This is a genomic window from Pseudonocardia sp. (genome assembly GCF_025965585.1).
Classification (GTDB): Bacteria; Actinomycetota; Actinomycetes; order Mycobacteriales; family Pseudonocardiaceae; genus Pseudonocardia.
This window is the reverse complement of sequence record NZ_JAOPWR010000320.1, coordinates 1-13393: the sequence shown is the minus strand read 5'-3', so window position 1 is coordinate 13393 and position 13393 is coordinate 1. Positions and strand designations below refer to the sequence as shown.

Genomic DNA, 13393 nt, shown 5'->3' with positions numbered 1-13393 from the left:
CGTCACCGGTGCCGCTGACGACCAGCACCGCGATCCCGACGAGGACGGTGGGGATCATGAGGATCGGGACGATCACCTTCAGGCTGCGTACGAGCGCCACCCGGGCCTGGATGTGTGCGCGGTCCTCGAGCGCACGGAGGGCGGGTTGGACGCCGTAGCGGACGATGAACTCCTCCCCTGCCAGGAGACCGGCCAGGACGAGGCCGACGGCCTGAAGAATGTCGACGCCCACGCGGCATCACTCCCTGCTCGTCATCGGCGGCCTCGGAGGCGATCAGCTTCATGGCACCGGCGGAAGGGGCGCGGGGTGTGACGGGCACCGTCGCGGCGCGGGGCACGGCGCCGTCGCCTCGAACCGGACATGACGTCCATCGCGATCCTCGGAGCAGGACCAGGTCTCGGGGCCGCCGTCGCGCTGCGGTTCAGGGCGGAGGGGTTCCCCGTCGGGCTCATCTCCCGCGACCAGGGCCGTCCCGACGCCCTGGCCGCGGACGGGGTGAAGGCCCCGGGGGTTCACCGCGGACGTGCGCGAGCCGGCCTCGGTCGCCGCCGCGTTGGAGCGGGTGACCGGGACGCTCGGCCCGATCGAGGTCCTGCAGTATCGAGGTCCTGCAGTACAGCCCGCTGCCGCAGAAGGACTTCATGCGTCCGGCGCTGGAGACGACGCCGGCCGATCTCGTGGGCCCCGTCGGGTTGTCGGTCCACGGGTCCGTGGCGGCGGTGCACCAGGTGCTGCCGGGCTGACGTCAGCCGCGCCCGATCGAGTCGCTGACCTCGATCTTCCACGCCGCGTACTCCTCGGCGTGGCGTAGGCCCATGTCGGCGATGCAGTCGGCGCACCGCCCGACGATGCCGATCAGGGCCTGCTGCGAGCAGCGGACGCAGACGTGGGGTTCGACGATCGTGTCCTCATCCACCTGCGGATGCTCTCACGGCGCGGGTGCACCGTCGGGCAGGGCCGGTTGCTCACCGGTCGCCGTCGGGTTCCGCGACGTCGCTCCCGGCGGCGGGGCCGCCGGTGGTCCCGGTGGGCTCGACGGTGGACCGGGGCCGGGAGTCCATGTGGACGGGCGTGCCCGGGCTTCCCAGCACGGGCGCGGTGAGCGTCTGCGCCGAACGCGAGGCGCTGCCGCCGGTGCGGTGCTGCTCGCGCACGAGCTTCCAGCGACTGCCGTAGACCGCCAGAACGACCAGCACGACGATCGCGGCGGGGATGCCGAGGAAGATCTCGAACGCGGTCAGCGGCGACATGCTCGTCGCGGCCGGCGGGCCTGCGGCGAGGACGAACAGAATGCTGGACACAGCAGCGACGCTATCCCTGGCCGTGTGGTCGCTGCGTGAGCCCGGGTGACGCGCGAACCGAGGTCACGCCGCAGGTCCCCAGGACGGTGCGTGCCGAACGGCGACGGCGCGGTCAGCCGCGCGCGGCCGCCAGCGCCTCTTCCATCCCGCGGTTGGCGAGACGGTCGGCGCGCTCGTTCTCCGGGTGCCCGGCGTGGCCCTTGACCCAGTGCCACCGCACCTCGTGCCGGCCGGCGGCGGCGTCGAGCTGCTGCCAGAGATCGGCGTTCTTCACCGGCTCCTTGGACGCCGTGCGCCAGCCGTTGGTCTTCCAGCGCGGCACCCATGAGGTGATGCCGTTGCGGACGTAGGTGCTGTCGGTGTGGATGTCCACCACGGACGGCCTGGTGAGCGCCTCGAGGGCCCGGATGGTGGCGGTCAGCTCCATGCGGTTGTTGGTGGTGGGGCCGACGTCTCCCCCGCACAGATCCCGCTCGTGACGGCCGTAGCGCAGCACCGCGCCCCAGCCGCCGGGCCCGGGGTTGCCACTGCACGCACCGTCGGTGAAGATCTCGACGGTCGGCATCGGCTCGGTCACGACCGGACCCTATCGAGGCCCGCGGCCGGGGTGACGCCCCATGGGCCGACCCACCATCGTCACCATGGACGCGCCGGGCCCGCCGACGAGTTGAGGGCCGACGTCGGGGTCAGCGGGCCGCGGGACGGGCGCGCACGTGCATGCGCTCACCCTGCGGCCCGAACAGGCTGAGCACCTCCGCCGGCCCGGGCCCCGGGTTGTGGAAGTGGTGCGGCACGTGGGTGTCGAACTCGGCCACCTCCCCCGCCGTGAGGATCACGTCGTGCTCGCCGAGCAGCAGACGAAGCCGTCCCGACAGCACGTAGAGCCACTCGTAGCCCTCGTGCACCTGCAGCTCGGCCTCGGCGTCTTCCTCCCGCATCGGGATGATCATCTTGAACGCCTGCAGCCCGCCCGGCCTGCGCGTGAGCGGCAGGATCGTCATCCCGCGGCGGACGACGGGACGCGGATGGACGCGGGGATCGCCGGTGGGCGGCGCGTCGACGAGCTCGTCGAGCGGCACCTGATGGGCACGCGCGAGCAGCAGCAGGAGCTCCAGCGTGGGACGACGCTGCCCGGACTCCAGACGCGACAGGGTGCTGACCGAGATCCCCGTGGTGCTCGAGAGCTGGGCCAGCGTGGCTCCGCGGGCCTGGCGGAGCGCCTTCAACCTCGGGCCCACGGCCTGCAGGACGCCGTCGAGGGCGGGCTCGTCGTCGGTCACGTCACCATTTTGCTATCTCGGCAACGGAAGTTGTCAAGTCGTCCGGCGCGCGCGGACAGTCGGCGCATGGACGACACCCACTTCGACGTCATCGTGATCGGCGGGGGCACGGCGGGCCTCTCCGGTGCGCTCACCCTCGCCAGGGCCCGCCGCTCGGTCCTCGTGATCGACGCGGGCGAGCCCCGTAACGCCCCGGCCGACGGAATCCACGGCTACCTGACCCGTGACGGCCTCGCGCCGTCCGACCTCGTACGGCTCGGCGAGGACGAGGTCACCCGCTACGGCGGGCAGGTCGTCCGCGCGCGGGCGACCTCGGCGCGCGCCGACGGGCCGGGCTTCGCCGTCGGCACCGACGACGGAAGGGAGGTCACCGCGCGCCGGCTGCTGGTCACCACCGGCCTCGTCGACGAGCTGCCCGACATCCCAGGCCTGCGCGACCTGTGGGGACACGACGTCCTGCACTGCCCGTACTGCCACGGCTGGGAGGTGCGCGACCAGCCGGTCGGGGTCCTCGCCACCAGCCCGTTCGCCGTGCACCAGGCGCTGCTGTTCCGTCAGTGGAGCCCGGACGTGACGCTGTTCCTGCACACCTCCCCGGACCCGGCCCCCGACGAGTGGGAGCAGCTCGCCGCCCGGGACATCGCCGTCGTCGACGGGGAGGTGACCGCCCTGGAGACCCGGGACGGCCGGCTGAGCGGGGTGCGGCTCACCTCCGGGCGGGTCGTGCCCCGCCGGGCCCTGGCGGTCATGCCCCGCTTCGTCGCCCGCGGGGACGTCCTCGCCGGCCTCGGTCTCGCCGCCGTCGACCACGCGATGGGCGTCGGGCAGCACGTCGCGGCCGACGTCGCCGGGCTCACGTCCGTGCCGGGCGTGCGGGTGGCGGGCAACGTCACCGACCTCATGGCCGGGGTCGTCGGCGCCGCAGCAGCGGGGGTGGCCGCGGCCGCCGCGCTCAACGCCGACCTCGTCGCGGACGACGCCCGCCGGGCCGTCGAGCAGCGGCGGTCCCCGTTCTCCGCGGCGTCCGGGGCCCGGGTCGCCGAGATCGTCACCGGCGAGCGCCGCCACGGGCTCACCCCGGCACGGTCCTGACCCGCGCGCCGGGATGTGTCGACTCGTGGGGTGGGTCAGGTTCGGGTCACCGTCAGCAGCACCATCCCGCTGTTGTTGCCGAAGAAGCCCCACGCATCGTTCGGGAAGGCGTGGAGGTATCCCGCCCTCACCACGTCCGCCTTGGTGCGGGCGCCGATCGGGATGTGGTCGTCCGGGGCGACCACAGCGCCGATGCCATGGGTCTGCTCGTTCGCCACCACCCCGACGAGCGACATCCAGGGCTGTCCCGGCTCCCGGCGCGCGCCGGCGAGCTCGGCGTCGGGGTTGCCGACGACCGCGCGCAGAGCCCGCTCCACCGCGCCGATCGCCCGGCTGAAGACGTTGCCGGAGAAGTGCAGGCGGGAGGAGTCGCCCTCGGGTCCGCACGTGTCGCCCGCGCTGCTCCACGTCCCGGAGGCCTGGAACAGATACGAGCCCGGCTCCAGCCAGACGCCGGTGGAGGTCCAGCCCCGGTCGGCGTTGACGACGACCGACGCGTTCTCCCCCGGCTCGGCGAGCGTGCGGGTGGCGCGGTAGCCGATCGCCTTCTGCCGCTCGTAGGCGGACGGGTCGACCTCGTCGACGGCGTGCTGGTGGTCGACGCGCGGGGTGGCCCGCGGCCGCGGCTGGTACCCCACCTCCTGCACCGCACCGATCAGTCCGTGACGCAGGCCGTGCAGCACGCCCTGGAAGTTCGGGGCGAAGCCGTGGATGCGGCTGCGGTCGAACTCCAGCCCGATCGCGTCCGTGGCCTCGCGCATCATCCAGTCCAGGGCGCCGTCGCTCAGCCCCTTCTGGATGTGGCCACCGCCGACGTCGCAGTGGTCGCCGGGGAACCAGACCTGCTTGACGTCGCGGCCCGGCGCGACACCGCGCCACAGCGCCGGGCGGAACGGGCCGCGCATCTCATCCAGCGACACCGCGTGCCGGGCGTGCGGGATGTACGGGTTCAGCGTGACGTCGAGGAACTCGTAGCGCCGGCGCGAGCCGAACAGGTCGGGGATACCGATGTAGGACGGGATGCCCAGCGCGCCGACGGTGTCCCAGACGCCGATGAACCGGACGGGGTGGTCGGGGTCGCCCGGACGGTAGGCGAGTGACAGCCCGCTGCTCCATGACGTGTCGCCGGCGGCCGCGTCGACGTCGCGGTAGCGCGTGTAGGCGCGCTCGACCGCGGCGGCGATCCCGGCGTCGTCGAGCCCCGTGCCGTCGACGAGCCCGACGCGGCCGATCATGCCTGCCAGGCTGCGGGCGGTGTAGGCGCCGCGGCTGAAGCCGAAAACCGCGATCTCGTCGCCGGGCCGGTGGTGGCGCACCAGCCAGGCGTAGCCGTCGGTGACGCCGGTGGACAGGCCGGCCCCGATCAGCCCGCCACGCAGCTTGTCGACGGGGTTGCGGGAGACCCCCACCCCCTTGACGTACAGCGGTTCCGGGTCGCCGTCGGGGGTGACGACCGCGGTGTGCAACCTGATGACGTTGCTGTCCTGTGCGACGTTCTGCCAGGTTCCGTCGCAGCACACGACGAGACGGCGCACGTCCACCTCCCGGAGTCGGCCTCCCTCACCCAGGAGTCGCGCCGAGCGTCGCTGATACGTCGGCCACGCAGGCTCAGGGCGCCTGCAACCCCGCCCAGACCCGGTCGCGGGCCAGCGGCAGCCGCGTGAAGCGGACGCCCGTGGCGTCGCGGACGGCGTTCGCGAGCGCCGGCGCGACCGGGTTGAACGGGCTCTCGCTCATCGACTTCACGCCCAGCGGGCCGATCCCGTCCACGGTGTCGGCGAACCGCACCTCGGTGCGCGGCACGTCGGCGAAGGCGGGGATGTGGTAGCTGCGCAGGTCACGCGTGGTGACGCCGCCGTCGGGGCCGATACGGACCTCCTCGTAGAGCGCCGAGCCCAGCGCCTGCGCGACGCCGCCCTCGATCTGCCCGCGGCACTGCATCGGGTTGAGCACGCGGCCGGCGTCGGCGGCGTGGACGCTGCGCAGGACCTGGATCTCGCCGGTGCCGGGGTCGACGGCCACGCGGAACCACTGCGCGTTGAACGCGACGGAGCGGGGCGTGCCGTCGAACCGCCCGGACGCGGACGGCACCCGGCCCGCGGTGCGCATCGCCTCGTACAGCTCCTTGAGCGGCAGCCGCCGGTCCCCGCAACGCACGGCGTCGCCCTCCAACCGGCACTCCGCCGCATCGGCGCCGGTGTGGGCCGCGGCGAACCCGAGCAGGTCGTCGCGCAGGGCGGTGGCCGCGCGCAGCGTCGCCTTGCCCGCGACGACCGTGCCCGTCGAGGCGAACGCGCCGGTGTCGTGCGGCACGAGATCGGTGTCGGACTGGCACACCGCGATCCGGTCGACGGTGGTGCCGAGCGTGCCCGCGGCGATCTGCTGGTGGACGGTGGTGGTGCCGTTGCCGAACTCCGCGGTGCCGACAACCAGCTCGTAGCCGCCGTCGTCGACCAGGGTGACGGCGGCGTCGGCCAGGTGGCCGCCGGGTGGCCCGGTGGCGATCATGGCGATCGCCATGCCCTCGCCGACGAGCCAGCCCGGAGGCGCGGCCTCACCGGGCTCGGCGGCCGCCGCGCGGACGACGTCGAGGCACTGGTCGAGGCCGTAGCTGCCGATCTCGAGGTCGTGCGCGCCCTCCTCGCCCGGGACCACCATCTCCTCGTCCGGCCCGATGACGTTGCGCGCGCGCAGCTCCACCGGCGCGACGCCCACGCGGCGGGCCATCTCGTCGAGCGCCGACTCCAACGCGAAGCTCACCTGCCCGAGCCCGTAGCCGCGGAACGCGCCCGACGGGACGGTGTGGGTGTAGACCGACCAGCCGTCCACCTTCTTGTTCGCGCACCGGTACACCGACAGCGTCTCGGTGCAGCTGTGGAACAGCACGGCGGGGCCGTGGTTGCCGTAGGCCCCGGTGTCGGCGACCACGCGCAGGTCGAGCGCGGTGAGCGTGCCGTCGGCGCGGGCCCCGGCCCGGACGCGGACGGTGAACGGGTGCCGCGTGGTGGACGCCGCGAACTGCTCGCCGCGCGTGTACTCCAGCTTCACCGGGCCGCCGGTGCGCAGCGCCGCGAGCGCCACGAGGTCCTCCACCAGCATCTCCTGCTTACCCCCGAACCCGCCGCCGACGCGGCCCGCGAGCACGCGCACCCGGTTCTCGGGCAGGTCGTAGAGGTCGCAGAGGGCGCGCCGGGTGAGGAACGGCGTCTGCGTGCTGGAGCGGATCACGAGCCGTCCGTCGTCGTCGAACCAGGCCAGGGCGCCGTGGGTCTCCAGGTGCACGTGCTGGAGGCGCTGGGTGCGGAACGTCTCCTCGTAGACGACGTCGGCCGCGGCCAGGCCGGCCTCCACGTCACCGATCTCGCCGTGCACCTCGCCGACCACGTTGTCCTGCGGGCGGGCGATCCGGCACTCCGGTCCCTTGTCGCCGTGCACGAGCGGCGCCCCCGGGGTCATCGCCTGCTCCGCGTCATGGACGGCGGGCAGCACCTCGTAGGTGACGGCGATGCGCCGGCAGCCCTCCTCCGCGGCGGCCTCGGTGTCGGCGACGACCGCCGCCACGCGCTGCCCGACGTGCCGCACGACGTCGTCGAGGACGCGGGTGTCGGCCGGGTCCTCCTCCGGCTTCTGGTGCCGGGCGGTGGAGAACAGCTTCGTCGGGGCGTCGTGATGGGTGAGCACGGCGAGCACGCCCGGCACCGCCAGCTCGGCCACGGTGTCGATCGCGGTGATCCGCGCGTGGGCGTGCGGCGACCGCAGGACCTTGAGGTGCCGCAGCCCGGGCACGTCGACGTCGAACGTGTAGCGGGCGCGGCCGGTGACGACGTCCGGCCCGGCGGGCGCGGGCACGCACGCCCCGACGGACTCCCCCGGCGCCGCCTCGCCGACGGTGCGGACGCCACTCACGGCGTCGGCGATCGCGCGGTAGCCGGTGCAGCGGCAGAGGTTGCCCTTGAACGCTCGCGGCAGGTCGGCGCGCTGGTCGTCGTCCAGCACCGCCGCGGTCATGATGTAGCCGGCGGTGCAGAAGCCGCACTGGAAGCCCTGCGCGTCGAGGAACCGCTGCTGGACGGGGTGCAGCTCGCCGTCCCGCGCGAGCCCCTCCACCGTGGTCACCTCGTGGCCCTGCGCCCGGACGGCAGGGTAGAGACAGCTGTGCACGGGCGTGCCGTCGACGTGAACGGTGCACGCACCGCAGTCGCCCGCGTCGCACCCCTTCTTCACGCCGAACCAGCCGCGGTCGCGGAGGTAGGTGCGCAGGCACTGGCCGGGGCGGGGTTCCTCGGTGAACTCCCGGCCGTTGACGACGACCGTCATCGCACGGCCTCCAGCTCGCTGCGGATCTCCTCGGCGAGGCTCACCGTGCGGTGCCTGCGCCACTCGGGCGTGCCGTGGACGTCGCAGAACCAGGCGGGCACCGCCGCCTCGACGCTCTCCCGGAGCGTGGCCGCGTCGGGAACGCCGGTGAACCGAAGCACCAGCGGGCGGGCGACGGACGCGGTGACCGTGAGGACGAGCGAGCCCTCGTGGAGGCGGCCGATCAGCAGGGCGGCGGACCGGCCCACGGGGTAGAGCGACGCCTGCCGGAACGCCGTGACGTCGCGCAGGGCCGCGTCGGGCAGGGTGACCGAGCGGACCAGCTCGCCGTCGGACAGCGACGTGGTGTTGTCACCGACGACCAGGTCGGTGACGGGGATCTCACGGCGCGAGCCGTCGGGCGCCAGCAGCAGGCAGGTCCCGTCCAGCGCCGCGGTCAGGGACGTCATCGGGCCCGCGGGCAGCGCGTTGCAGAGGTTGCCGCCGACCGTGGCCACGTTCCAGACCTTGAACGACGCGACGAACGACCGGCAGCACTGCGTGATCAGCGCCGCCACGCCGGGCCACCGGGCGGGCGGGACGAACCGCGACAGCTCGGCGATCGTGCAGGTCGCGGCGATCTCGAGGCCGCGGTCGGCGACCTGCAGCGCCGGCCATCCGGTGCCGGCCAGGTCGCGCAGGCGGGTCAGGTGCGGCTGCGGCTCGGAGAACAGCCAGGTGCCGCCGGCCAGCCAGGCGTCGCCCGGCCGCCACGGCCCGGCCTCGTCCGCTCCGCAGATCTCGGCCACCGTATTGAGGTCCACACCCACCACCGTCCCGCCTCGACCCTGCAGCAGCGGGGCCCGGACGGCGGTGTGGGGCCGGCTGCGGCCTGAGCTGGCGATTCAATCAGCGCCACCACCGCGCGTCGACGGTGGCAGCCCACGAACAACCGGTCGGACCACCGCAGCGGCCCTGGAGGACCCTCGAACCGAAGCGCTCGCAGCGCCGAAGACCAGGACGAGGTGCGTTCCCCCGAGTTCGGCGGCCGGCCGAGTGAATTCCCGAACCGATTCCCCGAACGCGTTCGCGTTCCGGCCGGATAACGGTCATGTGCGATCGCATGGGGTCCGACCGGAACGATGCGGAAGGTTCTCCCCGGCGGCCCGTTCGTCTGGACCTGGACGGGCTGAACGCCCCATCCCGGCTAGCGGGATGGGGCGTTCGGTGCGGGCGGTGCGTGGGTCAGGCAGCGGCCTTCGAGGTCGAGGCGACGAGCTTGCCGACGAGCAGGCTGCAGACGTAGCCGTACGCCGCACCGACGATGAACGAGATCAGCATGACGGTGAAGGGGCCGGTCGGGAGCGAGAAGTCGGTGCCCGACGCCTTGGTGAGCAGGCCGAACGCCGCCGTGGTGGCCAGGCCGAGCACCTGACCGGGCACGAAGTCGAGGGCCGGGATGAGGGCGCCGAGGATCATCAGCAGCGTGGCGCCGCCGACGGCGACACCGACCAGGACCGGGCTGGACACCAGGCCGACGAAGATCAGGGCGATGGTGCCCCAGATGATCCCCCAGATGTTGGCGGCCAGGGACCTCTTCAGACCCGGGACGTCGCCACCGGCCGCGAAGAAGCTGGCGGCGGCGATGAACGTGGCCGGGACGACCAGGCCGAGAGATCCGAGGGGCCCGACGTAGAGCCAGGTGATGATCCCACCGACGATGCCGACGACGAGGGCCAGTGCGACGGGCAGCTTCATGGCTTGTGCCATCCTTCGGTCCAGCGTCCCCTGCGACAGGTGGACGCAAACTTGGGTGTTGGCGCCGAACAATGAGCTGCTCACACCGTTCTGACAACGCGTGATGACAGAAACACGGGCTCTGTCATCCGTTGTTATCCGGAGGACACAGTTCGGAAATGGACGGTCACGTCCCGTACATCTCCGGCCGCTCGCAACCACTCTCCGATGCTGCTGGACGCCGAGATGATCCGCTGACGAAGGACATCGCCTAGGCTGCCCGATGGCACGCGATCCGCGGACGCGGACGGCAGCCGGACGCACGGGTGCGACGACGCCGTACACCTCCCTGCTGGAGCCGGCCGACCTCACCGCCTGGACGCCGACACCGGGTCGTTCGACCAGTTCGAGCTCACCGCCCGGCCCGGCCACCGTCGCCCCCCGAACCGGGCGGACTGGCGGCGGCCTGACCGGTTCCCGGCCCGCTGGGCTGTCGGCAGAGAGCTACCGGCGGTAACGTACCGACGGTAACTTCCGTTCCGCCGACGCATCGGAGAGAGCTCGTGGCTGCTCAGCACGTGGACGTCCTCATCGTCGGGGCCGGCCTGTCCGGCATCGGCGCGGCCTACCGGGTGCGCACGCAGTCGCCCGGCCGCACCTACACGGTGCTCGAGGCGCGCGACGCGATCGGCGGCACATGGGACCTGTTCCGCTATCCCGGTATCCGCTCGGACTCCGACATGTTCACGCTCGGGTACCCCTTTCGGCCGTGGAAGAGCGCGCGCGCCATCGCCGACGGATCGTCGATCCTGAGCTACGTCCGGGAGACGGCGGCGGAGTACGGCATCGACAAGGAGATCCGCTTCGGCCACCGCGTCGTGGCTGCGTCCTGGTCGTCGGCGGACGCGCTGTGGACGGTCGAGGCCGAGACGGGCGGCGAGACGGTCACGTTCACGTGCTCGTTCCTCTACCTCTGCAGCGGCTACTACGACTACGCCGACGGGCACACCGTCACGTTCCCCGGCAGCGAGACCTTCTCCGGGCAGATCGTGCACCCCCAGCACTGGCCGGCCGACCTGGACTACGCGGGTAAGAAGGTGGTGGTGATCGGCAGCGGCGCCACCGCCGTCACGCTCGTGCCGTCGATGGCGGAGCAGGCCGAATCGGTGACGATGCTGCAGCGCTCCCCCAGCTACGTGGTGTCGCTGCCGGGCAAGGACGTGATCGCCGACAAGCTGCGCTCGCTCCTGCCCCAGAGCGTCGCGCACCACGTCATCCGCGCGAAGAGCGTCGCGCTCACCACGCTCTCCTACCAGGCGGCCCGGCGCTGGCCCAAGCAGGTGGGCAAGCTCTTCCGCGACCGCGTGGCCGCGCAGCTGCCGGCGTCGATCCCGGCCGACCCGCACTTCGTCCCGCGCTACGACCCGTGGGACCAGCGGCTCTGCGTCGTCCCCGACGGCGACCTGTTCAAGGCCCTGCGCTCCGGCAAGGCCGACGTCGTCACCGACACGATCGAGACGTTCACCGAGAAGGGCATCCGGCTGACGTCGGGGCGCGAGCTGGAGGCCGACATCATCGTCACGGCCACCGGGCTCAAGATGGTGGCCTTCGGCAAGATCGCGCTCGACCTCGACGGCGAGCCCCTCGACCCCAGCAGGCTCTACGTCTACAAGGGCATGATGTTCAGCGGGGTGCCCAACCTCGCGTGGTGCATCGGCTACATCAACAACTCCTGGACGCTGCGGGCCGACCTCGCCTCGCAGTACGTCTGCCGACTGCTCAACCACATGTCCGCGCACGGGTACACCACCTGCACGCCGGAGATCGGCGCCACCGACCCGGCCCGTGACCAGCCCCGCCCGTTCCTCAACCTGACCTCGGGCTACGTGCAGCGGATGGTGGACAACCTGCCCAAGCAGGGCTCCGGCCGCCCTTGGCTCGCCCGCCAGAACTATCCGCTCGACCTCGTCGACATGAAGCTCCGCAAGATCGACGACCGGTCCATGCGGTTCGGCCGGGGATGCTCGACGGCCCCGAGGGCTGGCCGGAAGGAACTCGAGGCGCAGTCCTAGCATCTGCGGTGTGCCGCAGTTCCGGATCGTCGAGATCGCGGACGTCCTGGGCGTCAGCGACGACACCGTCCGGCGGTGGATCGACACGGGCGACCTCACCGCGGTGTCCGACGCGCGCGGCCGCCGCGTCGTCGACGGGGTGTCGGCCGCCCGCCTCGCGCAGGAGCGGGCCCGGCCGCTGCCCGACCCGGTGGCCGTCGGACGGGCGACGCGCAACCGGTTCGTCGGGCTGGTCACCAGGGTCGACCACGGGGCGGTCGTGTGTCGCGTCGAGATGCTCTGCGGCAACTCCCCGATCGAGGCCGTGGTGAGCACGGAGGCCGTCACCGAGCTGGGCCTGGAGCCCGGCACGCTCGCGGTGGCCACCGTGAAGGACACGCAGGTCATCATCGAGCGGCCGCCCGCCTAGGCCGCGTCCTGGGGATCTTGCTCGATGAGAGCGAACGGAGGACACGGCCTAGGCTTTCCCCATGTCCTGGGCCCTGCCGGAGTGGACGGTGCTCGCGGTGCTGCGCGAGGAGCCGCGGCACGGCTTCGCGATCGCCGCGCTCACGGCCGACGGCGGCGAGCTCGGGCGGGTGTGGCAGGTGCCGCGACCCCTCGTCTACCGGGCGCTCAGGCGGCTGCAGGAGGGCGAGCTCGTCGCAGCGACCGCCGTGGAGTCCGGGCCCGGGCCGCAGCGCACGCGCTACGCCGCGACCAGTGCGGGGTGCGTCGCGGTGGACGCCTGGCTGGGCGCGCCCGTCGAGCACGTCCGGGACATCCGTTCGCATCTGTTGATGAAGCTGGCCCTGCTCGACCGGCGCGGCATCGACCCGGCCCCGCTGCTCGCCCGCCAGCGGGAGGTGCTGGAGCCGATCGCGCAGGCGGTGGCGACGGAGCGCGCCCGGCACAGCGGGTTCGACGCCGTTCTGCTGGCCTGGCGGCAGTCGACGGCCGAGGCGGCACTGGCGTTCCTGGAGGACGTGGCCCGGACGCGCTGACCGGGGACCACGCGCGGGCTACCGCCTCCCGCGACCGTCCAGGCCCGCGCGGCGGCGCACCCAGGACGGCGGCCGGCCGCACTCGTCGGCGATGGCGCGCCAGCTCAGCCCGCCCGCCCGGCGGTCAGCCAGGTAGCCGTCGAGGTCGGCGAACCCGAAACGGTCCGCGACGGCCGTGGCCCGGTCGTGGCACCGGGCCCGGGACGCGGCGTGCGGCACCTTGTCGAGGCCGTGGCGCGCGAGCGCCGTCTCGACCGCGCCGTGCGTCATCCCGATCTCGGCAGCGATCGTCGCGACGGTGTGCCGTCGGTCGAGGTGCCGGTCGGCCAGGTAGCCGGCGACGTCGGGGAAGCCGAGGGCCCGCACTGCGGGCAGCCACGGCGCGTCCGGGCGCAGCGGCGCGGCGGCGGCGGCGAACCGGGCGGCGTCCGGGTCGACGACGGCGAGGTGGCGGCACAGCCAGTCCTTGTGCAGCCCGGCGTCCCTGCTGATCCGGGCGAGGCTGTGACCGGCGGCGACGCGGTCACGGACCACCGCGCCGATGTCGGGGTGGCCGAGCCGTGCAGCGGCCTCGGTGGCGGTGCGCCGCAGCCGCTCGTCGGCGTGGCGGCGGGAGCCCGCGGCCCGGGCC

13 protein-coding genes and 1 pseudogene are annotated in these 13393 nt (G+C 73.2%); 4 read left to right on the top strand and 10 right to left on the bottom strand.

Annotated elements, in window-relative coordinates; all coding sequences use genetic code 11:
* The 5 genes and pseudogenes from JWR81_RS19485 to JWR81_RS19465 form a co-directional block, all read right to left on the bottom strand.
* Window positions 1-232 (bottom strand): annotated as a pseudogene (locus tag JWR81_RS19485) (DUF1772 domain-containing protein); the annotation flags it as partial.
* 514 nt (window positions 233-746) lie between these two features.
* Window positions 747-917, bottom strand: a complete 171-nt coding sequence (locus JWR81_RS19480) for a hypothetical protein (protein WP_297654603.1) — start codon at window positions 915-917, stop codon at window positions 747-749.
* Window positions 918-966: 49 nt separating this feature from the next.
* Window positions 967-1302 (bottom strand): hypothetical protein, encoded by a 336-nt coding sequence (locus tag JWR81_RS19475; RefSeq protein ID WP_297654600.1) that lies wholly within the window; start codon window positions 1300-1302, stop codon window positions 967-969.
* A 112-nt stretch (window positions 1303-1414) separates the two neighbouring features.
* Window positions 1415-1867 carry a ribonuclease HI gene (gene rnhA, locus JWR81_RS19470; protein WP_297654612.1) on the bottom strand — a complete coding sequence of 151 codons (453 nt, stop codon included), beginning with the start codon at window positions 1865-1867 and terminating at the stop codon, window positions 1415-1417.
* Window positions 1868-1988: 121 nt separating this feature from the next.
* The gene (locus tag JWR81_RS19465; protein ID WP_297654597.1) at window positions 1989-2582 is read right to left on the bottom strand and encodes a helix-turn-helix domain-containing protein; all 594 of its coding nucleotides are present in this window, start codon (window positions 2580-2582) and stop codon (window positions 1989-1991) included.
* Between the two features lie 66 nt (window positions 2583-2648).
* Here JWR81_RS19465 and JWR81_RS19460 point away from each other — a divergent pair, with 66 nt between their 5' ends.
* Window positions 2649-3674, top strand: coding sequence for an NAD(P)/FAD-dependent oxidoreductase (locus tag JWR81_RS19460; RefSeq protein ID WP_297654594.1), 1026 nt, complete (start codon window positions 2649-2651; stop codon window positions 3672-3674).
* Between the two features lie 35 nt (window positions 3675-3709).
* Here JWR81_RS19460 and JWR81_RS19455 read toward each other — a convergent pair whose 3' ends face one another.
* From JWR81_RS19455 to JWR81_RS19440, 4 genes are all read right to left on the bottom strand, one after another.
* Window positions 3710-5209, bottom strand: a complete 1500-nt coding sequence (locus JWR81_RS19455) for a DUF2235 domain-containing protein (protein ID WP_297654589.1) — start codon at window positions 5207-5209, stop codon at window positions 3710-3712.
* 73 nt (window positions 5210-5282) lie between these two features.
* Entirely contained in the window at window positions 5283-7991 is a 2709-nt protein-coding gene (locus JWR81_RS19450) for a molybdopterin cofactor-binding domain-containing protein (RefSeq protein WP_297654586.1), read from the bottom strand.
* The gene (locus tag JWR81_RS19445) at window positions 7988-8794 is read right to left on the bottom strand and encodes an FAD binding domain-containing protein (RefSeq protein ID WP_297654584.1); all 807 of its coding nucleotides are present in this window, start codon (window positions 8792-8794) and stop codon (window positions 7988-7990) included. Before JWR81_RS19445 ends, JWR81_RS19450 begins: the two co-directional genes overlap by 4 nt.
* A gap of 421 nt (window positions 8795-9215) precedes the next feature.
* Window positions 9216-9728 (bottom strand): DUF1097 domain-containing protein, encoded by a 513-nt coding sequence (locus JWR81_RS19440; protein ID WP_297654580.1) that lies wholly within the window; start codon window positions 9726-9728, stop codon window positions 9216-9218.
* 542 nt (window positions 9729-10270) lie between these two features.
* Here JWR81_RS19440 and JWR81_RS19435 point away from each other — a divergent pair.
* From JWR81_RS19435 to JWR81_RS19425, 3 genes are all read left to right on the top strand, one after another.
* Complete coding sequence (locus tag JWR81_RS19435) at window positions 10271-11779, top strand: NAD(P)/FAD-dependent oxidoreductase (RefSeq protein WP_297654577.1); 1509 nt, start codon at window positions 10271-10273, stop codon at window positions 11777-11779.
* A 10-nt stretch (window positions 11780-11789) separates the two neighbouring features.
* Entirely contained in the window at window positions 11790-12188 is a 399-nt protein-coding gene (locus JWR81_RS19430) for a molybdopterin-binding protein (protein WP_297654571.1), read from the top strand.
* 61 nt (window positions 12189-12249) lie between these two features.
* Complete coding sequence (locus tag JWR81_RS19425; RefSeq protein ID WP_297654568.1) at window positions 12250-12762, top strand: PadR family transcriptional regulator; 513 nt, start codon at window positions 12250-12252, stop codon at window positions 12760-12762.
* A gap of 18 nt (window positions 12763-12780) precedes the next feature.
* Here the strand turns inward: JWR81_RS19425 and JWR81_RS19420 are convergent.
* Window positions 12781-13393, bottom strand: a 613-nt coding sequence (locus JWR81_RS19420; protein ID WP_297654565.1) for a hypothetical protein, incomplete at its 5' end; no start/stop codon positions are given.